The sequence below is a fragment of the Streptococcus sp. DFI.7.26 genome (assembly GCF_022240605.1).
Classification (GTDB): Bacteria; Bacillota; Bacilli; order Lactobacillales; family Streptococcaceae; genus Streptococcus; species Streptococcus xiaochunlingii.
Window position 1 is genome coordinate 72946 of record NZ_JAKOGN010000002.1, and the last position, 20478, is coordinate 93423.

At 34.9% G+C, this 20478-nt stretch carries 30 protein-coding genes and 1 pseudogene; all 31 read left to right on the forward strand.

Going from position 1 to position 20478, the window contains the following annotated elements; translation table 11 throughout:
• Positions 1–30: 30 nt before the first annotated feature.
• The 31 genes and pseudogenes from L0M85_RS02935 to L0M85_RS03090 all read left to right on the forward strand — a co-directional run bounded on the left by L0M85_RS02935 (position 31) and on the right by L0M85_RS03090 (position 20450).
• Positions 31–177 carry an SPJ_0845 family protein gene (locus L0M85_RS02935; protein WP_238656445.1) on the forward strand — a complete coding sequence of 49 codons (147 nt, stop codon included), beginning with the start codon at positions 31–33 and terminating at the stop codon, positions 175–177.
• Positions 174–1079: a permease gene (locus tag L0M85_RS02940; protein ID WP_125329827.1), complete on the forward strand. Its 906-nt coding sequence runs from the start codon at positions 174–176 to the stop codon at positions 1077–1079. The genes L0M85_RS02935 and L0M85_RS02940 overlap by 4 nt, the downstream gene beginning before the upstream one ends.
• Entirely contained in the window at positions 1076–1891 is an 816-nt protein-coding gene (locus L0M85_RS02945; RefSeq protein ID WP_238656446.1) for a TIGR03943 family protein, read from the forward strand. Before L0M85_RS02940 ends, L0M85_RS02945 begins: the two co-directional genes overlap by 4 nt.
• 165 nt (positions 1892–2056) lie before the next feature.
• Positions 2057–3523, forward strand: a complete 1467-nt coding sequence (gene zwf / locus L0M85_RS02950; RefSeq protein WP_238656447.1) for a glucose-6-phosphate dehydrogenase — start codon at positions 2057–2059, stop codon at positions 3521–3523.
• A 131-nt stretch (positions 3524–3654) separates the two neighbouring features.
• A complete protein-coding gene (locus L0M85_RS02955) occupies positions 3655–4299 on the forward strand; it encodes an Imm43 family immunity protein (protein WP_140814183.1) in 645 nt (214 codons plus the stop codon).
• A 16-nt stretch (positions 4300–4315) separates the two neighbouring features.
• A complete protein-coding gene (locus L0M85_RS02960) occupies positions 4316–4999 on the forward strand; it encodes a hypothetical protein (protein WP_140814184.1) in 684 nt (227 codons plus the stop codon).
• 176 nt (positions 5000–5175) lie between these two features.
• Entirely contained in the window at positions 5176–5580 is a 405-nt protein-coding gene (locus L0M85_RS02965) for an immunity 22 family protein (protein WP_045615792.1), read from the forward strand.
• 105 nt (positions 5581–5685) lie between these two features.
• Positions 5686–5904 (forward strand): annotated as a pseudogene (locus L0M85_RS02970) (RHS repeat-associated core domain-containing protein); the annotation flags it as partial.
• 32 nt (positions 5905–5936) lie between these two features.
• Positions 5937–6221 carry an HNH endonuclease gene (locus L0M85_RS02975; RefSeq protein ID WP_140814186.1) on the forward strand — a complete coding sequence of 95 codons (285 nt, stop codon included), beginning with the start codon at positions 5937–5939 and terminating at the stop codon, positions 6219–6221.
• 44 nt (positions 6222–6265) lie between these two features.
• Positions 6266–6751 (forward strand): SMI1/KNR4 family protein, encoded by a 486-nt coding sequence (locus L0M85_RS02980; protein WP_140814187.1) that lies wholly within the window; start codon positions 6266–6268, stop codon positions 6749–6751.
• Between the two features lie 102 nt (positions 6752–6853).
• Positions 6854–7261 (forward strand): RHS domain-containing protein, encoded by a 408-nt coding sequence (locus tag L0M85_RS02985; RefSeq protein ID WP_238656448.1) that lies wholly within the window; start codon positions 6854–6856, stop codon positions 7259–7261.
• A 55-nt stretch (positions 7262–7316) separates the two neighbouring features.
• Positions 7317–7592: a hypothetical protein gene (locus L0M85_RS02990; protein ID WP_140814188.1), complete on the forward strand. Its 276-nt coding sequence runs from the start codon at positions 7317–7319 to the stop codon at positions 7590–7592.
• A 524-nt stretch (positions 7593–8116) separates the two neighbouring features.
• The gene (locus L0M85_RS02995) at positions 8117–8548 is read left to right on the forward strand and encodes a DUF4265 domain-containing protein (protein WP_140814189.1); all 432 of its coding nucleotides are present in this window, start codon (positions 8117–8119) and stop codon (positions 8546–8548) included.
• Between the two features lie 188 nt (positions 8549–8736).
• Positions 8737–9237: a hypothetical protein gene (locus L0M85_RS03000; RefSeq protein ID WP_238656449.1), complete on the forward strand. Its 501-nt coding sequence runs from the start codon at positions 8737–8739 to the stop codon at positions 9235–9237.
• Between the two features lie 82 nt (positions 9238–9319).
• Positions 9320–9793: a hypothetical protein gene (locus L0M85_RS03005; protein WP_238656450.1), complete on the forward strand. Its 474-nt coding sequence runs from the start codon at positions 9320–9322 to the stop codon at positions 9791–9793.
• A gap of 414 nt (positions 9794–10207) precedes the next feature.
• Positions 10208–10879 carry a growth inhibitor PemK gene (locus tag L0M85_RS03010; RefSeq protein ID WP_238656451.1) on the forward strand — a complete coding sequence of 224 codons (672 nt, stop codon included), beginning with the start codon at positions 10208–10210 and terminating at the stop codon, positions 10877–10879.
• Positions 10880–11193: 314 nt separating this feature from the next.
• Positions 11194–11610, forward strand: a complete 417-nt coding sequence (locus L0M85_RS03015) for a CTP synthase (protein ID WP_238656452.1) — start codon at positions 11194–11196, stop codon at positions 11608–11610.
• A gap of 309 nt (positions 11611–11919) precedes the next feature.
• Positions 11920–12504 carry an SMI1/KNR4 family protein gene (locus L0M85_RS03020; protein WP_156676637.1) on the forward strand — a complete coding sequence of 195 codons (585 nt, stop codon included), beginning with the start codon at positions 11920–11922 and terminating at the stop codon, positions 12502–12504.
• A gap of 165 nt (positions 12505–12669) precedes the next feature.
• Positions 12670–13011 carry an RHS repeat-associated core domain-containing protein gene (locus L0M85_RS03025; protein WP_238656453.1) on the forward strand — a complete coding sequence of 114 codons (342 nt, stop codon included), beginning with the start codon at positions 12670–12672 and terminating at the stop codon, positions 13009–13011.
• Positions 12956–13264 carry a hypothetical protein gene (locus L0M85_RS03030; protein ID WP_238656567.1) on the forward strand — a complete coding sequence of 103 codons (309 nt, stop codon included), beginning with the start codon at positions 12956–12958 and terminating at the stop codon, positions 13262–13264. The genes L0M85_RS03025 and L0M85_RS03030 overlap by 56 nt, the downstream gene beginning before the upstream one ends.
• Complete coding sequence (locus tag L0M85_RS03035; protein WP_045615782.1) at positions 13257–13502, forward strand: hypothetical protein; 246 nt, start codon at positions 13257–13259, stop codon at positions 13500–13502. Before L0M85_RS03030 ends, L0M85_RS03035 begins: the two co-directional genes overlap by 8 nt.
• 253 nt (positions 13503–13755) lie before the next feature.
• Positions 13756–14607, forward strand: coding sequence for a hypothetical protein (locus L0M85_RS03040; RefSeq protein ID WP_238656454.1), 852 nt, complete (start codon positions 13756–13758; stop codon positions 14605–14607).
• A gap of 255 nt (positions 14608–14862) precedes the next feature.
• Positions 14863–15327: a hypothetical protein gene (locus L0M85_RS03045; protein WP_238656455.1), complete on the forward strand. Its 465-nt coding sequence runs from the start codon at positions 14863–14865 to the stop codon at positions 15325–15327.
• Positions 15328–15411: 84 nt separating this feature from the next.
• Positions 15412–16026, forward strand: coding sequence for an RHS repeat-associated core domain-containing protein (locus L0M85_RS03055; RefSeq protein WP_275112243.1), 615 nt, complete (start codon positions 15412–15414; stop codon positions 16024–16026).
• A gap of 9 nt (positions 16027–16035) precedes the next feature.
• Positions 16036–16368, forward strand: coding sequence for a hypothetical protein (locus L0M85_RS03060; protein ID WP_048789323.1), 333 nt, complete (start codon positions 16036–16038; stop codon positions 16366–16368).
• 271 nt (positions 16369–16639) lie between these two features.
• Positions 16640–17329 carry a hypothetical protein gene (locus L0M85_RS03065; protein WP_238656456.1) on the forward strand — a complete coding sequence of 230 codons (690 nt, stop codon included), beginning with the start codon at positions 16640–16642 and terminating at the stop codon, positions 17327–17329.
• Between the two features lie 104 nt (positions 17330–17433).
• Positions 17434–17772 carry a hypothetical protein gene (locus L0M85_RS03070; protein ID WP_082162656.1) on the forward strand — a complete coding sequence of 113 codons (339 nt, stop codon included), beginning with the start codon at positions 17434–17436 and terminating at the stop codon, positions 17770–17772.
• Between the two features lie 185 nt (positions 17773–17957).
• Positions 17958–18383, forward strand: a complete 426-nt coding sequence (locus L0M85_RS03075; RefSeq protein WP_238656457.1) for a hypothetical protein — start codon at positions 17958–17960, stop codon at positions 18381–18383.
• The gene (locus L0M85_RS03080; protein WP_238656458.1) at positions 18370–18783 is read left to right on the forward strand and encodes a cytochrome C biogenesis protein; all 414 of its coding nucleotides are present in this window, start codon (positions 18370–18372) and stop codon (positions 18781–18783) included. The genes L0M85_RS03075 and L0M85_RS03080 overlap by 14 nt, the downstream gene beginning before the upstream one ends.
• A 134-nt stretch (positions 18784–18917) precedes the next feature.
• Complete coding sequence (locus L0M85_RS03085) at positions 18918–19178, forward strand: DUF4303 domain-containing protein (RefSeq protein WP_238656459.1); 261 nt, start codon at positions 18918–18920, stop codon at positions 19176–19178.
• Between the two features lie 573 nt (positions 19179–19751).
• Entirely contained in the window at positions 19752–20450 is a 699-nt protein-coding gene (locus tag L0M85_RS03090; protein ID WP_238656460.1) for an RHS repeat-associated core domain-containing protein, read from the forward strand.
• Positions 20451–20478 lie beyond the last annotated feature (28 nt).

Below are 20478 nucleotides of genomic sequence, written 5' to 3' on the forward strand. Positions count from 1 at the left end.
TAATGAGGAAAAAAGAAAAGGAGACCTATCATGGCGATTAAATTTTCAAAAACAGACGATTTAGACAAACTCTTTGAGGAATTTGCTGTCTTCCCAGATCCCCCTCAAGTCACTTCACCAGATGACAAGAAGAATGGAACAGCAGGGGAAAAAGTGCAGAAGGATTCTAACAAATGAGTTTCTTCCAACAGTTGCCAACCAGTGTCCTTCAAGCTGGAGCGATTTTTCTTTCGATTATGATTGAAGCCCTTCCCTTTGTTTTGATTGGAAGTATCATTTCAGGGGCGATTGATGTCTACATCACCCCTGAAAAAGTCTACCGAGCCCTTCCCAAAAATAAATGGGGGAGAATTCTGTTTGGGACCTTGATTGGCTTTATTTTCCCTTCCTGTGAGTGTGGTATCGTCCCCATTATCAATCGCTTTTTAGAGAAGAAGGTGCCTAGCTATACAGCTGTGCCCTTTCTAGTGACAGCCCCGGTTATTAACCCCATTGTCCTCTTTGCCACTTATTCTGCCTTTGGCAATTCTATTCAAATGGCTCTCTTACGAGCGATCGGCTCTATCCTGGTAGCGACTGTTCTGGGGATTTTTCTAGGATTTTTCCAAACAGCTTCTATTCAACGGGCCAACCGCAAGGAAGTCCATATTCATGACTTTTCAAAACTATCTGCCGGTCAACGCTTCTTCCAAGTGTTCGTGCAGGCCATTGATGAGTTTTTCGACACTGGACGCTATCTGGTCTTCGGTTGTTTATTTGCCAGTGTGGTTCAGGTTTATGTGCCAACTCGCGTGCTGACTTCTATTTCAGCGACGCCACTCCTAGCCATACTCCTCCTTATGCTTCTCTCCTTCCTCCTCTCCTTGTGTAGTGAGGCGGACGCTTTTATCGGCTCCTCCCTTCTCTCGAGTTTTGGCTTAGCTCCCGTTTTAGCCTTTCTGGTTATCGGACCTATGTTAGACGTCAAGAACCTCTTGATGATGAAGAATTATCTGACCAATCGCTTTATTGTCCAATTCATTAGCATCGTCAGCCTCGTTGTCTTGGTTTATGCTTGGTTTGTGGGGGTGGTCCTATGATTCGATTTCTCATTTTAGCAGGCTATTTCGAAATTACGATGTATTTGCAGCTTTCTGGTAAGCTCAACCAATACATCAATATGCATTATTCCTATTTAGCCTATATCTCTATGATTCTTTCCTTCCTTTTAGCTGTCGTCCAGCTCTATATTTGGATGAAGAATCTGCCCATTCATAGTCACCTCACCAGTAAAAAAGCCAAAGTCATGAGTATTCTTCTGCTCCTGATTCCCTTGATTGTAGGGATTGGCTTCCCGACAGTGACCTTGGATTCCCAAACGGTTTCAGCCAAGGGCTATCATTTTCCCATCGCGGCTGGCTCTTCCAAAGATATTCAAAATGATGAGGGGACAACCAACCAATACCTCAAGCCAGATACTAGCAGTTATTTTACCAAGTCTGCTTATGAATCCGAGATGAGGACTGCAGCCAAGAAGTACCTCAAGCAAGATCATATCCAGATCACGACAGAAAACTATATGGAAGTCATGGAAGTGATCTACGACTATCCCGATGAATTTGCTGGAAAAACCTTTACCCTAACCGGCTTCATTTATAAGGATCCCCAGGATCCGGGCAGTCAGTTCCTTTTCCGTTTTGGAATTATCCACTGTATCGCCGACTCAGGAGTCTATGGTTTGTTAACCAAAGGATCCTCCCAAACCTATGACGATAATACCTGGGTCCAAGCTACTGGAACTCTCAAGATCCAATACCATAAACAACTTGGCCAAACCCTTCCTATCCTAGAAATAAAGGAAGCCCACTCAGTAGAAAAACCTACGAATCCTTATGTCTATCGGGTCTTCTAAAGGACGTTAAACAACTCTCGGTTGTGACCTTTCGGTCCAACCTTTTTTTATAGCATCATACATTTAACCTGCATGATGAAAGTCCGAATACTTTTACTTTCAAAGGGAAATTATCTGAATTTTATGGTAAAATATGGTTTATCAAGTTAGAAAATAGGTATGAACATGTCATCTAAAGTTATTGTAACAATTTTCGGTGCTAGTGGAGATTTGGCTAAACGCAAACTCTACCCTTCACTCTTTAGACTTTATAAATCAGGTAATCTTTCTGATCATTTTGCTGTTATCGGAACTGCTCGTAGACCATGGAGTAAAGAGTACTTCGAATCTGTTGTTGTCGAATCTATCTTAGACTTGGCAGATAGCGCAGAAGAGGCTCAAGCATTTGCTAGTCATTTTTACTACCAAAGTCACGATGTTAATGACACTGAGCACTATATTGAATTACGTAAGCTTCAGGCTGAGTTAAATGAAAAGTATCAAACTGAACACAACAAACTCTTCTTCCTCTCAATGGCACCTCAATTCTTTGGTACCATCGCCAAGCACCTCAAGTCAGAGCAAATCGTTGATGGTAAGGGCTTTGAACGTTTGATTGTTGAGAAACCTTTCGGTACAGACTATGAGACTGCAAGCAAACTAAACGAAGAACTCCTTGCTACTTTTAACGAAGAGCAAATCTATCGTATCGACCATTATCTTGGTAAGGAAATGATTCAAAGCATTTTTGCCATTCGTTTTGCCAATATGATTTTTGAAAATGTTTGGAATCGTGAGCACATCGATAATGTTCAGATTACCTTTGCAGAGCGTCTCGGTGTTGAAGAACGTGGTGGCTACTATGATGAATCTGGTGCCCTTCGTGATATGGTACAAAACCACACACTTCAACTTCTTTCTCTACTTGCCATGGACAAACCTGCAAGCTTTACAAAGGATGACATTCGCGCAGAGAAAATCAAGGTCTTCAAGAACCTTTACCAACCTACAGACGTGGAACTCAAAGAACAATTTATCCGTGGCCAATATCGTTCTGGTAAAGTCGATGGCATGAAATACATTTCTTACCGCAGTGAACCAAATGTCAACCCTGAATCTATGACAGAAACCTTTGCTTCTGGTGCTTTCTTTGTTGACACTGATCGCTTCCGTGGTGTACCTTTCTTCTTCCGTACAGGTAAACGCCTAACTGAAAAAGGAACACACGTGAACATTGTCTTCAAACAAATGGATTCCATTTTCGGTGAACCTCTAGCGCCAAATGTTCTTACCATCTATATCCAACCGACTGAAGGATTCTCTCTTAGCCTTAACGGTAAGAAGGTGGGTGAAGAGTTTAGCCTTGCGCCAAATTCTCTTGACTATCGAACAGATGCGACTGCTACAGGTGCTTCACCAGACCCATATGAAAAACTCATCTATGATGTTTTGAACAATAACTCAACCAACTTTAGCCACTGGGATGAAGTAAGCGCATCATGGAAATTGATTGACCGTATTGAGAAACTTTGGGCAGAAAATGGTGCTCCACTCCATGACTACAAGGCTGGTAGCATGGGACCTCAAGCTAGCTTTGATTTACTTAAAATATACGGAGCTGAGTGGACCTGGCAACCAGATACAAAGCTCTAACCAAAGAAGCGACGTACTCCATTACGTCTACGACAAAATCGGACAGATTGAAAAAACGTTTGAGTAAGCCCATATCTGTTGGAGGATGTTCATCTGCCAATTCACCAAAACGATTATCTTAAGAGGGTATTATGAAAAAGTTATTAGTATGGGGATATGCTCTGCAAAGTATGGATAAAGCAGGAAAAATGGGGTTGCCACGAGTAAGTAGTGGAGTCCTAGGGATATCAGAGGAATTCAACCCTAAAAAAACGCATCCTGATTTTGACTTTCCATGGAGTTGGTTCGTAAAGGGGCAAGAAATTCCTCCGATGCCTGAAAAGGTTTATGTCTGCTTAAAGAAAGCAAGAGGTGTTACTTTTGATTTTCTTCCATATAATGATTTCTTTATCATGTCAGCGCGCTTTTTGGAATTTATAAAAAAATATGGGTTTGATCATGATTTTGGTATGAGCAAGGCAATTATTGTCAATACAAAAGGTGAGCTATTGACGAATGAAGTCTATTATTTGGTAAGAATAGTTAGCTGGGAAATTGAGGATGAAATTGTTTATCCAGATTTAGGAAGAGATGAAAAAGGTTTTTCGCTGGAGGCATATACTAATTCAGATAAGGATATTTTGCTGTCTACCAATTATAATTATTCAGGAACGCTTTTGGTCTCAGAAAATTTAAAAGAAAAAATATTGGAAATGTTCTCCTTACCTTTTCTTTATACTTTGAAGGAATGGAAGGAGCAAAATTATTATGAATTTATTGGATTTGATGAATTATAGCAAAAAGGAAATTTAAATGTCAAAATTACTTTTTACTTCTTCTAAAACACCACATAGTATTGGTTATATTGGAGGAGGAGCCGAACATATTCCGTTAGAATTATGGCCTAAAGTTCCAAATTCTGATGCCTATCAAACGCATCTATTTACTCTTTATTCTGACTTTTTACCTGAAAATGTATTCCCTCGTAGAAATTATTATATCTCTGTTTTTATTTCTATAGAGGAGCATGTACTGGGAGGAGTAAAAGACTCTATTTCATCTAAATATACTGTTAATTGTCAGGATGATTTGATTTTACTAAATGATGGTTTTAGTTGCGCTATCCTTTATGAAAGGGAACAAGCTATCAACAATCAAGATTTGGGAAATATTTCTTTGGAAAGAAAATTTTTTGAAAGGCTTGATGAAGTTGATAAAGAAGCTGATGCAAAATACAATGAAGATGAACATTTATTCTTTGAAGATAAAGGGATGGGCTTGGATGTATCCAAAATTTTTGGTAATCCTTATTTTGAACAAGATATAATATATCCTTCTCCTAAGTTTAGTTTTTGCTTGCAATTATTAGAAGAAGATATAAATAAAAAGTTACATATTTTTCAGAATGGTATTGGTTATTTTTATTATGACCAAAATATTAAGAAAAAACTTCTATCTGGAAGTCAAGCAGGTATTTTCTTTATTCAAAATACTTAATAATTAATATGAAACCTTCAGTTTCAACTTAGCAAGCCGTAGCCTGCAAAACCTCAAATCCCGACGTGGGGTGTGAGCGGTACGCACGCACGCGGCTTTTTTTGGTTTATTAGACGGCCTCTGTAATGAAATAAATTTTAAATTAAATTTTCAATAACTGAGAAAGGACGATTAAAATGCTTGATTCAGATACAAAAAATATGATTTCTGTATGGATAGGAACATCAAATAAGACGTTAGATGAATTTAATAAATACACTGAAGGAATGGAAGATTCAGATTCTCAATGTCCAGCATTTGCAGATTTTGGGGTTTCATTTATTGATTCAGACTTTTTTGTAGCTTTTCGTACCAAAAACGGAGAGATTGTTCCAATTGAAATTTTAGCTGAAGAAATTGGTACGCATTCGAAAAAAGCCACAGAAGAAATTATAAGAGCATCTAAAGAAAAAGGTGTGAATGAAGGGAATTCTTTGTATTATTATGCAAACGCTACTTTTAAACCCGATGATCCAGAAAAACTTTATAATGACTTAAAATTTATAGGAACGTTTAAAGATCCTAGAAAAAAATATCGCTAGTGATTGTGAAACATTAGTCAGGATAAAGGCCGTCTGAAAAAGAACGAGCGCGTTTACAAGAACGACCATCAGACGTTCAGATTGCAAAACTAATACTTTGATGAAGAGACCGGACTGCATTACAACTTCTTCAGGTACTATGAGCCTGATGCGGGTCGGTTTGTGGATCAGGACCCGATTGGGTTGTTGGGTGGGGAAAATCTTTATTCGTTTGCTCCGAATATGCAGGCTTGGGTGGATTGGTTAGGCTTGCGATTTGCCAAACCTCACATCATTAAAATTAACCTATTAATTCCAGTTATGCTGGTACTACGTATCATTTAAGTGGGAAACTAGGAGGAAAATATCCTCATGGTGTGCCATTTAATATGTTTGGATTACCTGATTTTAGTCGTTACTATGTGAAAAACTTTAATATTGGTAAACCCGTTAGTGATTATAAAGATTTTAAGAAAGCAAATATATTGGCTTTTGGAAAAAATAATCCTTTTGGTGCAGAAGCTCCTCCAGGTTTTGTTTGGCATCATGATACAGGAGGGGTGATGAGACTGCTTCCTGAAGACATACATAACTCTGTGAAACATACAGGCAGTGCGGCCCAACATCAAACACGGAAGAGAAAAAGAAAAGGGAAGTGTTAAATAACTTAACCAAGTTAGTAATAAGCAATAGGAGTGATTTAAAAGTGAATATTAAATTTAAAAAATTTGGTTTGAGCCCAGATGACATACAGCAGATGAAAAATTATGGAATTTTGCCAGATAAGAGGACTTTACAAAGTCTAAGTAAAGCATATAATTCAATCAACCCTAGCATCGAAGATATTATTGAATTTCAAGATAAATTAGGTTTTAAAGTTGATACAGATTATGTTGATTTTTTACTTAGAAATAATGGAGGGGTTCCATCAAAGGTTAGAATAAAAGGTAATAAGATAGTTATTGATCATTTTTTGTCTTTTAAGTCTGATTATAAACTTAATTCGATTATTGATATATATTCCGATTTTCAGCAATATGGATTACCAATTGCAAACACTCCTTCTGGAGATAGTATTATTTTGTCCTCAGATGGGAAAGTTCGTTTTTTTAATCATAATATTTTTTCTATTGATGAAGAAGTCGGTGTGATTGCAAATAATTTTTTAGAATTGCTTGAGAAATTATATTAGTAAACTGTGGCTAGCTGAAATCTTACCTTCAATCATTGCATAGAGTATGTACAGTATGCACGCGGTTTCTGTTTTTCAGACGACCTCTACCTAAAAGAACTGGTGCGCTACGACTACGACGGCTACGGCCGCATTACCGTAGAACGCGACCCGTTCGGACGCGAAAGCCGACAACAAACCCACTACTTCCACTGCGACCAAATCGGTATCCCTAGGGAGTTGACCGATAAGGACGGTAATTTGCTGTGGTTCGGCAACTACACTGGTTGGGGCCGTCTGAAAGAGGAAACCCGAGTAACGGACAGTGCTTACCAACCCTTCCGCCTTCAGAACCAGTATGCCGACCGTGAAACGGGGCTTCATTACGACTTCTTCAGGTATTATGAGCCTGAGCCTAATGCGGGTCGGTATGTGAATCAGGGAAAAATTATGCTATGGATAAAGCAACAGGACGGTGTAAAGGACATGATGATCCACAAGGAACAGGACATGGAAAATATCCGCATATAAATCTTAGACGTCCGGATGGGAAACAAGTGCGTATTGATATTATAGGAAAATAGATATGTTAAATTTAACTAATTTACAAACAAAAGGATATGATGAACTTATTGAAATTGATGGAGAGGTTGTTTATCAAGTATTTGCTATTAAGAAAAATAATGGAACTTATTGTACATATTACTATACGGTACCAAAAAATAAATTGGATCAGGCTGAAGATTATGAGATAGAAGAATTTAATGAATTTAATGAACTTGAATTAGCTATAAAACATATTCAATCAAAAGGAGCTAATCTATCAAGATTTAATATATTTAAAGGTAACAAGCCTCTTTAAGACCTTTTTTAGACCATAGGTTGGGTCGAGCCCCAACAAAACATCAAGGTCGTCTAAAATCAATTCTCAGACGGCCTTTTCCATATGCATTATTTATTATTAATTCGACTACAACGACAACGGCCAAATCATCGGCCAGCACCAATGGAAAGTACCGATTAAGGAAGAGAACGCCCGAAACGGTTTGCCCGAAACCGACTGGCACTATGCGCAGTACGATATGCTGTATCTGCCTATTACCGAAAACATCTGCCACCACTACGACTTCAACGGCAACCGTACTGCCATGACTTGTCCCTCTCACAAGCCTCAGAGAGGTCAAAAGGAATGGTTGACATATCTGACTCAAGAGGATATTCTTTTTTCAAAGACAAAGAAATAAATATTTGCCATGAAAATGGTAGTTATTTGGAAGAATTAATGGTTGATTCTATAAAGAATATGACTAAAGTTTAACTTAAGAAAGTGCGAATTGTTAAATCAAGATCCTACAGTAGGTAGCAAGGTTATATAAGGTAATTAAAATGAAAAAGCTTTTTTTAAATCTAGAAGTAATTGATGGTTATCCTCCAGTATCTATGGAAAGCATTTGGGCAGAAGTGACTGAAGAAGGCTATCTTATAATAAATAATATTCCTTTTTATAGCAAAGAAGTCTCTTTTGGTGATATTGTTAGCGTAATACAACATGAAGAAAATTACTTATTATATGATAAAACTATAATTCATAGTAAAAATAGTACATTGCGGATTATTTTCTTTAATGAAAATCAGAAATTTAAAGATAAAATATTAACTAAACTAATAGATCTTGGATGTGAGTCTGAAGCATTTAATGCAAATTTCCATGCAATAAACATACCAATTCAAGTAGATATAGAAGAAATATATATTTTCTTAGATGAGTTTGTGGAAACTGGCGATTTAGATTATGACACAGGGTATTTGGCACAATAATTTGTACAAGCTATAACTTGCGTAATATCGTAATATGTAGAAAATTCTATCATTGTTTACGTAGTAGAATTTTTAAGACTATGCGAAGGCAGCCATCTGTTACAGGAGAAAAATTCAGACGGCAGATATACCTTCCTGTAGCCACGTATTAAAAAATCTTGGAATTCGTGACAGTAATGGAGGTTTAAATGACTGAAGTAAATAGACCTGATGTTATAGCAGGACGAAAATTAACCGATACATTTGATATTGATGCCATGAATTATCATGACATTCAGATAATTACGCATGATTTTATCAAAAACGTACTTTTATCTAGTCCTTGTATTCATAATCAAATACCTGATACTTTAATAAAATTAGCAGAAAATACATGTCGTAAAATTCTATTGAATTTATCCAATGCCTTATCAAATGATGAATTGAAGAAGGAGCGCATAAGAGTTTGGAAAATTTATGATTCACAAACATCATCACATGAAAGAAACTTTACTCAACTTATACTAGGAGGGTTATCAGATGAGGAACAATTCACTAATGCACTTGAGAACTACGCTACAGTATCCGATACACTACTTCCCACTTTCTTTAATGTGTATAAATTATGCGGAGAGGAACTTTGTAAAAAATATCTAGAGTTTCTATTGAATCATCCTATTTTAAAGAAATATCGTGTTGAACATGTTTGAACCAAAAGTTGGATATAATGATTGAATTTCCCAAATAATACGAGAGATTTCGCTACTACTTTAAAAGCATTAGGAGGATAAAATGGCAGCTAAAATTTTTAAAATAAGAGATTTTTTTAAAAACGGTACTTTTTTAAAGGATCTCTCAACCGAAAATATATCATGCTTCCTAAAAGATAACAGCATTGAGTCTTTTGGAAAGGATATTGTAATGTATTACTTTTATTTTAAGGGATATGATATATCTTTTATATACGATGAAAGTAAAGGTGTACTTAATGGGGAGCAAATAGAAATCTCTAACTATAAAATAATTAAGAGTAAAACAATATCTTCTATATTAACATTTGAAAAATTGAAATTAAGCAAATTGAATGGGGATATACATTCTATCTATCAAGATGATGATGAGCTTGTCGTTTTTCTTCAAAATGGATTAAATCTCTACTACAACAAATTTAATAAGAAAAAATTTCTACTTACAAAAATAATTAGCCCAGACGAAAATTCTAGAAACTTAGTAAAATCCACTATGAATATATATTCTGAATATTAAACGTTATAAACTAAGCGTAGCAAGCCATCCTGAGTATGCAGGTTGTGTTCGGCGTGCACACAATTTCTACTTTTCAGACTACCTCAATCCTTTTTCGAGGTAGTCTGAATAATCTCATTATCGTTCACTCTTACTCTATATCTTACCTACGAATACGGCCTAATATAGTCGCAATGAAAGATGGGGAAATCTATTTTATTGAGGTAAAAAATAATATAGACGATTAACGAAAGGTCAAAAGAGATCAGGGCTATTCAATTTGAAAAAACCGCACAATGCTGGGGGAAAATGTCCGAAGGCTGCATATATGGTTTCAACAAACAATAAGGATAAGCAAACGGATGTGGGTTCCTCCAAAGGTGTTGCTCGCTTTATGACTTTAGTATTCAAAGATTGATTTTAAGAAGGATAATTATGAAAAGTAAAGAATTTATTCAAGGCCTTATTGAATATTTAAAAAATAATTTAAATATTCCTGATGCTAATTTTCTAAAAGATAGGATTAAATTTAAAAAAGGAAAATATGTTTATGGTGAAATATCCTTTAGCAATTCTCGTACTTTCGAGGGGGTCATACTTCACCTATATGCATACAATTCTGAAATGGGAAATTTTTTCTCCCAAAATGTTCCTCCTTATGATAAATCGTCAAATCCACATGATTTAGTATTTGTACAACCATCTATCTCGCAGGCGCATTTTTTTAAAGCTCCCCCTATTACCTCATTTCCTTATGGAGATACCATTAAATTACCTGAATCTGAGAATGATGCAAAAGACATCTATCTAGATGTATTAAAGCATTTGCAGCAAAATCATATTCCAATCATTATGGCCTTCCATTCCGGTAGTAAAGAAGTTTTAAAATATTTAGCACTCTATCCAGTGGCTTTTCGTTTTAAAGCGTTAACTGCTATTTATATTATAAATAAGAATGAATTACCACTAAATGATCCTTTAATACAGAATATTTTATTATTTGATAAAAAAGTATTAGAAAATGATAATGGCTTGTTTAGCAAGCATGATTTGATCTTCCTGGAAAATTCTTTTGACCAAAAATTAAAACAACAAATTATGCAATAATTAGTCCTTGTAACAAGCTGTAGCCAATGAAATCTCCAATTCCGATGTAGAGTGCGAACGGAACGCACGCACGCGGTTTTTGCTTTTCAGGTGACCTTCATCTTATTTCGTCAAAAATGTGCGCACGAAAGGGTTTTTATATCATACTGCTACCTTTGAAATAGAATATAAGGCGTATATAAAACCATGTGGGAGAATGATTTAAGAAACTAAACGGCAGAAATTTATTTCTAGGAAACAGGCAACAAGATTTCGTAGAATTATTGGTAAATGTTCCTAATTTTATTAATGTAAATATATTGGAAAGGGTTAATATGAACTACTTGATTAAGCCATATGAATCAATTGGTGATTTTGTATTTGGTACTTCTCTTGAGGAAGTACAAGAAAAATATGGAAAACCAGCAAAAATGGTTGAAGATAATATTATGAATAATAAGGTGGAATATAGAAATGCTTGTGAGTTGGTTTATGAAAACGATAAACTGGTTTATGGATATTGCTTAAAAGATTCTAATCCCATATTAGGAGATATTGATATATTTAAAAATTCAATCGAAGACCTTAAAGCCATCGATTCAGAATTTATTGAAGGAAAAAAATATATTCTTTTTAAGAACCTCGGAATTTGCATAGGAGGTATGACAGGGAAAAAAATTCCTGAAGGCAAGTTATTAATTGCATTCGATAAAAATCACTTTGATTTTTTTGAATGTTTTATCGAGGTGTAATCGAACTGTAGCCAATGAAACTTCCAATTCCGATGTAAAGTAAGTCGTAGCATGCACAAAACCTTCAGTCCTGACGTAGGATGTGTGCGGTACCCACAAATACTGTTTTGTATTTCAGACAACCTTATATATTGCGCTCCATGAAATAATCTGATTTTGCATCATTATAGTAGGGATACGGCGCAAATAATACCGAGAGATTTACATAGTGGCATTAGGCATACTGGTCCTGCAAGTGTGATACGCGATAAACGACCTAATAAGAAATGTTGATTATTTGATAAATTATAACTGAAAGGAGTAATGAAAATGAAAATTAAGAGTTTAGTTGAGAAAATGGGTGGAGTTCAAAGGTTTACATTTGAACCACTGATTCCTACATCTAGAAAATCAATGTCTAAATTTTTAGATATTACTAAAGAAGAATTTTCAGATTATTTGGATTATCTTGAATTATTTGGTGGAGAGACAGGATTTATAAAAGAATTTAAGTTAACCCCATATAGTGATTTGCCTGAATATTGTTATCCTGATGACGATATTCCTGTAGGTGGTAATATCGAATGGAGTGGTGGTGATTTAGGTTTTTTTTATGGTGAAAATATAAACTACCAAAAAAACTCCCAAATTAGTGAAAGGCTTGAAAAATACAAAAATAGAATACCAGATAATTTTCTACCAATATCAAGTAATGAATTTGGTGATTTGATTTGTCTATGTACTCAAGGAGAAAGAATTGGGCAAATTTTCTATTGGGATCATGAAAATGAATGGGATGAAGAAGATTATTTTGATGAATTTGGTGTACAAATGCCTGAAGAAGCAAAATTCCAAAATATCTATTTAATTGGTAAAAATCTATATGATTGCTTTAGCAGAATGATTCCAGTTTAATAATTGAAACAAGCCGTAGCCCGCACAAAACCTTCAGTCCTGACGTAGGGTGTGTGCGGTACGCACGCACACGGTTTCTCCTGTCTAAACCACATCAGCGAAGACGGCGAAAGCCGACAACAAACCCACTACTTCCACTGCGACCAAATCGGCATCACTAGGGAGATGACCGATAAGGACGGCAACCTCCTGTGGTTCGGCAGATACACCGGCTTGGGTCGTCTGAAAGAGGAAACCAAGGTAACGGATAACGCCTACCAACCCTTCCGCCTGCAAAACCAGCATTGCGACCTTGAAACGGGGCTGCACTACAACTTCTTCAGGTACTACGACAGTAGAATCGGACGGTTTAACAATCAAGATCCCATAGGATTAGTGGGCGGGGAGAATTTTTATGCTTTTGCGCCTAATGCTCAGGTGTGGGTTGATCCTCTAGGTTTGAATAAATGCTGTGAAAATAGCAAAGTTAAAACAGAACCAAACACAGCATTTTTTTTGGTCAGGTAGAACAGATGGTATTGGTGGGCAACATATTACTGCCGATATTGCCAAATATAATGGAGGAACAACATTAGAAATGTTAATTGAAGCTAGAAAAATTATCATGCCTACGTGGAATCAAAATAACCAAGCAAGCATTAAAGCATGGGAAGATATTTCATCAGAGTATGCAACATGCGCTTCTGGTACTGTAACAGGCATTATTGGCAAAGATCTGCGACCAGGAAATATATGGGAAAAAGGTAATTACTATGGATGATTTCGTAATTGAAAAAATTTCAAGAGGTATGTTAATTGTTTCTTTAAATGGAAATGAAATTTCATTTGAGGGAGAAATGTTCTTTCCAAATAATGAGTTTCACTTTTCCCTATATGCGAAAACAGCAAAATTTACTAAGACCAACCAAATTTTAAGCAAGGAAGAGTTAGATAATATTTTAGAACATTTAAAAAAAGAATTTATTTTAAAAAATAGAGTATTAGACATAATTTTCTAAATTTAATTATCAACTGTAAAGTAGCCCAAGCAAGCCGTAGACCACATGAAACCTTCAATTCCGCCGTAGCATGGGAGCGGTAATCATGCTGTTTCTGCCTTTCAGACAACCTCAATTCTTTTTCGAGGTCGTCTGAAACATTTGTTATTTAACAATCTCATTACCATTAGCAATGGCATTCTATCTAGAGGTCGTTTTTCCTGATGGCTGAGAAGCTAATTGACATAGACAAATACAGGAAAGGATATATATTATGTTGAAAATATTAAATAATTCATTGGATGGAATTGTATTGCGTCAAAAAAAAGCTGACTTTGATGATGTTATTTTAAACAATCCCAATTATTCATTAGAGTTTGATAGAAAACACAAGATACAATCTGATTCAGAATTGATTACTGTATCTTCCTTGAGGAATTGTGATGAATTTTGCTTAAATGGAAAAGTTATTAACTTTTCAGATCTTGAAAAATTTTTAGAAGAGGAGGATCCTCTAATAGAAGTTTCGGATGAAGAAAATTATTTTTATATTATTCCAAAATATAATTTAGTTTTATATGTTGACTATAAGGATAATTTGTTTCTGCAGATATTAATTTACGATGAGAGTATAAGAGATTTATATGATAATAAAGGTAAAAAGTACTCAGACTTTCAAAAAAGTAAACTTAAAAACCCAACTTTAAATCATGATAAATTATTATTTATTCCTTATAAGAGCATAGGCGATTTTGAATTAAATTGTTCTCTAAAAGATACTATAAAAAAATATGATATATCAGAAAATGTTATTTCAAAAGCAAAAAATATCATAGAGGTAAATAATTTTGTACTAAGGTTTGATAATGAAAAGTTAACTGAGGTTACAATTTTCAATGATAAGAAAGTAGAGCTTGCAATTTACTATAATGAAATGGATATATCATCAAAAAAAGGGCTTACTGAGTTATTAAGTCAATATGAAGTTATTGAGAGAACGAAATCTAAATATCTTTTCAAAGAATTAGGTCTAGTTGTAGAAAAAGATCTGTCCGAATTTCGTTTTTTTGAACAATCATTATTAAAATTTTGGGTAAATTTGCATAGACCTATTACTAGCTGGTAATCACAAGTAAGCCGTAGCCTGCACAAAATCTTCAGTCTTGACGTAGGGTACGTGCGGTACGCACGCGGTTTCGCCTATCAAAACCACATCAACGAAGAAGGAGAAAGCCGCCAACAAACCCACTACTTCCACTGCGACCAAATCGGCATCTCAAGATTTAACCGATAAAGACGGCATACTCTTGTAGTTCGGCGAATACACCGCATGGAAAAACCACTATTAATGTAAAAGTTATCTAACATAATGGAGACAAATATGCCCTTCCTTAAAATTCCCTATAGAGATTATCCTAAAGAAGGATTGTTCAAAAAACTCTATCGAGAAAACATCTATAAAATAGAGGAATTTAAAGAGGAATTTAAGTATTACGAATATACCCCAATAGAGAAAATTATTATTGATGAACATAATTTAGTACCTTTCATCTTTTTTTCACCAGAAGGAATAAATTATTTAATGCCTAAGATTTTTGATAGCATCAGCAATGGCATTAGAAATGATGATATTCCAGTAAATATAGAAGAATTTATTATAAATATACCTACCGCAGAAAACATCACTCATGCTTTAAATCTCTTAAAAAAAGATGAGCTTATAATTCTTAAAAAGTATTTAGAAAAAATATTATTTGGGGGCCCATCAAATTTGATACAGCAAATAGGTGAACATTATTTATTCAGAAGTATTGAATATCTCGAAAAGTTAATAAATAATTCCTAAGCCTACTTATTATTTTGTTAATCGAATACATAAGCTAAAGGTTTCTAGAAAAATAGCCGTAGATTGGTTAAAGGTCTAACAATCTTGCAAGGTCGTCTAAAAGAGGAAACCAAGGTAACGGATAGCGCTCACCAATCCTTCCGCCTGCAAAACCAGTATTGCGACCTTGAAACGGGGCTGCACTACAACTTCTTCAGGTATTACGAGCCTGATGTAGGTCGATTGGTGAATCAGGACCCGATTAGGTTGCTGGGCGGAGAGAATTTGTATCAGTTTGCGACGAATGCGCAGGGGTGGGTGGATTGGCTTGGATTACATTCTGATCCAGATTTATTGAATAGAATTAATAAAGTTGCTGCTGCAATGTCAGAAGGAGATAGGTCTCGTACAACTTATGCTTTGGCGAGAGTGACAACAGGTTCTGGTCGTAGCGAAATTTGGATAGTATCAGCGGGGAAAAAAGGATGGGTATCAAGGGCACTTCAAAGAATAGCTGGTTCTGATGAAGTAATTAATAATGTACACCGAAGTAATAAAAATCATTTAAATGATGCAGAACGTAAACTAATGAGGGAAGCAAGAAAAAGAGGAGCAAAAATTGAATCAATAGGAGCTACTAGACCAATGTGCGGTAGATGTCAAAAAGGCGCAAGAAGTATGGGAATTTTGCGAAGAGTAATTACAGCTTTAAAAAGATAGGAATTAACTATGGAACCTCAAGAATTAACTAATGAAATTTTATTAGAAAGTATTTTGGATTGCACTGATTTTGTATCAAATGAAGTTCCTAATCTATACAAATCGGTAAAAAAATCTCTGCCTAAAAGCGATGAAATATTTTTTATGAATTTTGTTGAAGATGAAAACAAAGAGGATAATTATTATGGATATGTCTATGATAAAAAAAATACAGTAATGTATGAATATTCTTTTCAAGATAGTAAACTATTGAAAAATAGTAAATTGTCTCTTATTGAAAAGGATGTTAGTAAGTTAACTACAAAAGATATTCTTGAGTTGCCTGCACTCAATTTATTGTAGCAAGCCGTAGCCCGCATGATACCTCCAATCCTGACGTAGGATATGTGCGTTACGCACGCGGTTTCTGCTTTTCAGACGACCCCAATCCTTTTTCGAGGTCGTCTGAAATATTTCTTCAATAACAATCTAAGCCGAGACCGCCTACAAATACGGCCGAGGCAGTTTGCCGACCCAACACGCCAAAAGGAGGAGGAACTATTTTAACTTCTAAAGGCAAAGTTGTTAATGTAAATGAAAGAGATATAACATTTTTTTTATTGAGGTATAAAAAATGAAGAAAAAAATATTAAATAGCTTCTGCTCATATTTAGAAGCTAACCATATTTCATTTAAAAAACACGATTGTATTATTTCACTTTTTTTTAATGACATTCTTTTTGGAAAAATTAATTTCCAATTTAAAAAAGGTAAGCATGTAAAAATTGGGGCATTATGCTCATTTTCTATCGTTTCTTATATAAATGAGAAAAATATTCTAGACCAAAAATTTATAGAATTAAGTACAACTATCCCAAAATTTTATCCTGAAATAAACGATATTTTTGATGAGAATGACACACCAAGTAATTTTAAAGTACATGGCTCAGAACTTGGAAAATTTGATTCTATTTTTAAAGATCTTGGCATTATTTCTTTATATCCAGAAACATCCGAAAATGAAATAAATGAGATAATTATTGCTATATTCGATAATTATGTATTACCAATGAAAAATTATTATTTCGGAAGTAATTTAGCAATAGAGGATATTTTAAAAAATCCTTCCTCATATAAATACCCACTATCTACAATTTTACTAATAAGTCATTTACACAACTTGGAAATTAATAATTTCGTAAACATAAAAAATCCTAGAAAATTCCCTGACTCAAAGAATATATCTAAAATTTTAGATTTATTATTCGCACATAAAAAAAATATTGAGATACACAATGATAACAATAGTAAAAATGACCACTAGATTGAGTTAGTATGCGTAGCCCGCATGAAACTTCCAATCCCGCGGGATTCGATGCAACTATGCAATCTAAATCCATAAGGCCAAATAAAAAAAGAAAAACATATATGACAGATAAAATTATGACACCATCGCATGTAGAAGGAAATCTTATGAAAAAATCCGGTCAATTTAAATTATGTGAAGAGTTACAACTGATTCTAGATAAAGAATTAAAAGCAGGAAATACTTTACTTGAATCGCCATGTTGTACGAACTGGCCTCAGGAGGGAAGTATTTTTGCATCACTAGCAAATAGACTAACTGTTGGTAAGGAAGTTTTAACAGATGATGTTTATTATTCTATTAATGATGATGTTCACTATGGCTGGATTGATGAATGTGTATGCAAAATTCATCATGATTTATTAGTCGCAGGCAACTTAATTACAAATAAACATAAATGATTTGTTTTTAAGTAATTATAGCTCGTTAAAAGTAATTGTATTCGTTAATAACCCAATTTCCACGGCTACTGCTGCGACGGCTATTAGGAACAACTATTATTGAAGGCAAAGCTGCACCTCATGGTTTGGGGTTGCCTGGTGGACAAACACAAATATATTAATGACTTAGAAAGGTTAATAAGACAATGAATTCGGAGCAATTTATAAAAATTCCTAAGTTAAAAATTTTGAATGAAACTCCTTTAGAATTTCAAGAAAAAAATTTTTTTGACGAATGGGAAGTCAGCTACCTTGATTTGATGGAAGTAAATCAAGGTTCTCCCTTAGTTGGAAGTCTATCCATTAACGGTCAAGTTATTATTAAAGAACAGGGGTTTGGAGGGCCTTTGTTGTATTTCAATAGAAAAATATATATTCCAGTTTTCATTAGACGATTTTGCGTTGTTGGATTTAGGCTTGCAATATTAAATTTAGATGATTTATCAATTGAGTATATTGGAGGTATCGAAGACTTGGTTTATCTGAAAGAGATAAAAGATAATAGAATTTATTTCTATACAGATATATATAAAAGCACAGAAAAGAATTTAACTTTATATGAACAAATATAACTCAAGGCTATGCTGTAAACATCGTAGCCAAAGGACTTCCATATTAATTAAATTTAAAGAATTTATTCAAAAGTATTGGATAAGTATTTTAATTTCTTGGTTTTTCATTTGGTTATGGATGGCTTATTATGGGGATAACACGATAGTTAAGTTGGTCGTGTTTCCGATTATCTCTTTCTTTCTAGTTATTTTATTTCATTTAGAATTAGAAAGAAAAAATATTAAATATCTATCCATATTTCAAATGTTAATTGGGATGTTGCTGGGATTAGCTATTCAAATCAAAAGAGAGAATTTTATGCTCCTTGAAGGATTGATATTCGGAGGAATTTGGGGATTAACAACACCCTTTTGGGTAAAAATATTAGTTATTTTAAAAAAAATAGGATATCAAGTATAACAAAGCTCAAACAGATAGATACATGAGTAAGTAATTAACTAGAAGTGCTGGTAAGGTTTTTGGAAAATACGGATCACGTAGTAAATGTGCATAGAAACTGATTGATAACAAAAATTTATAAAAGGAAAATTAAAATGAGTGTTTTAAGTAATTATATAATTCAAGATTTAATCCAGAATGTATCTAAAGGAGTTACAGAGACATTTAAATTTGTATTAGAAAGATATAATTCTAATGAAGTTTTTGCCTATACATTATATATTGATGACTATTGTTCATATCTGGGTTGGGCTGCTAACACTATTTCTCACTACGAAATAGAAAAAGTAAACTACCCAAAAGAAGAACATCCTTTTATTAAATGGTATTACCCTCAATTTGCAATAGGGCTTTGAGAGGTTCCTGAGAAAATAGATAGTGTATTCAATAATGAGATTCAAAATATTCTTAACGATGGAAATACATTAATAACAGAAGGTAATTTTGAGCAATATCAGGCGGAAGTATATGATTCAATTATAGAAGGATTTAAAAAAGCGATAGAAAATATAGATAAGAAAAAAACAAAGAATGTCATATTTTTTGTTTCTATTTTAGATAGTGATAATGCTGAAATTATGGAAATTTATTCTGCTGAACAACTAAATTCATATGATAAATTTCTTACGTTCAAAAATAGATTTCAAAGCAAGCCGTAGCCCGTATGAAACCTCCAATCCCGACGTAAAGTCTTCGGGGTACGCACGCGCTTCTGCTTCTCAGACAGCCTCGAAGAGGAAGCCGGATTCGTTTGGGACGGCAGCCATTTACTGCAAGAAATCCAACCGGACGGCAGATATATCTATATCTACACCAATCTGGATTCCTACGATCCTTTAGCACAGGTTCGCGATTAGACAACCGAAGACGGAGAAGGCGTCCAACAAGCCCACTACTTCCACTGCGACAAAATCGGCATCCCGCGTGAGATGACCGATAAGGACGACAATCTGTTGTGGTACGGCGAATACACCGCCTGGGGGCGTCTGAAAGAGGAAACCAAGGTAACGGATAGTGCTTACCAACCCTTCCGCTTGCAAAACCAGTATGCCGTCCGTGAGACGGGGCTGCATTACAACTTCTTCAGGTATTACGATCCTGATGCGGGTCGGTTTGTGAATCAGGATCCGATCAAATTAAAGGGTGGGAATAATCTTTATCAATTTGCGCCGAACGTGCAGGGATGGGTTGATATTTTTGGTTTATATAATGCTCAGAAATGTGCATCAATTGCAGCTAGAATAGAAAATCTTAAATACGAAATATACTTAAAACGTATTCCCGCACTTGAGAGTAATCCAAATTATTTACCGTGGCGAATTGGTCCAGGAGAAGCTCTTAGAGATACTGTCCGAGGTCATGTAAAGCTACTGAATGCTGCGTATAGTAAACTAGCTAAAGCCGAAAAAGAGTGGGTAGATAATGGTTGCGACAAACCACCTCCTCCTTCTTCTCCCGTAACAAAATACACTAATTGCTCCACTGAAGACAAAACATCTACTAATAATGATGCTTTAACAGCAATCGCCCTTGTTGGAACTGTTGTGCTAGTTAGTGTTTGTATATATTCAACGGCGGGAGTATGTGGTGCTTTTGTGGTAGGAGGAAGTCTTGTAGGAGCAATGTGAAGTTTAATATTGATATAGGAGCATGATA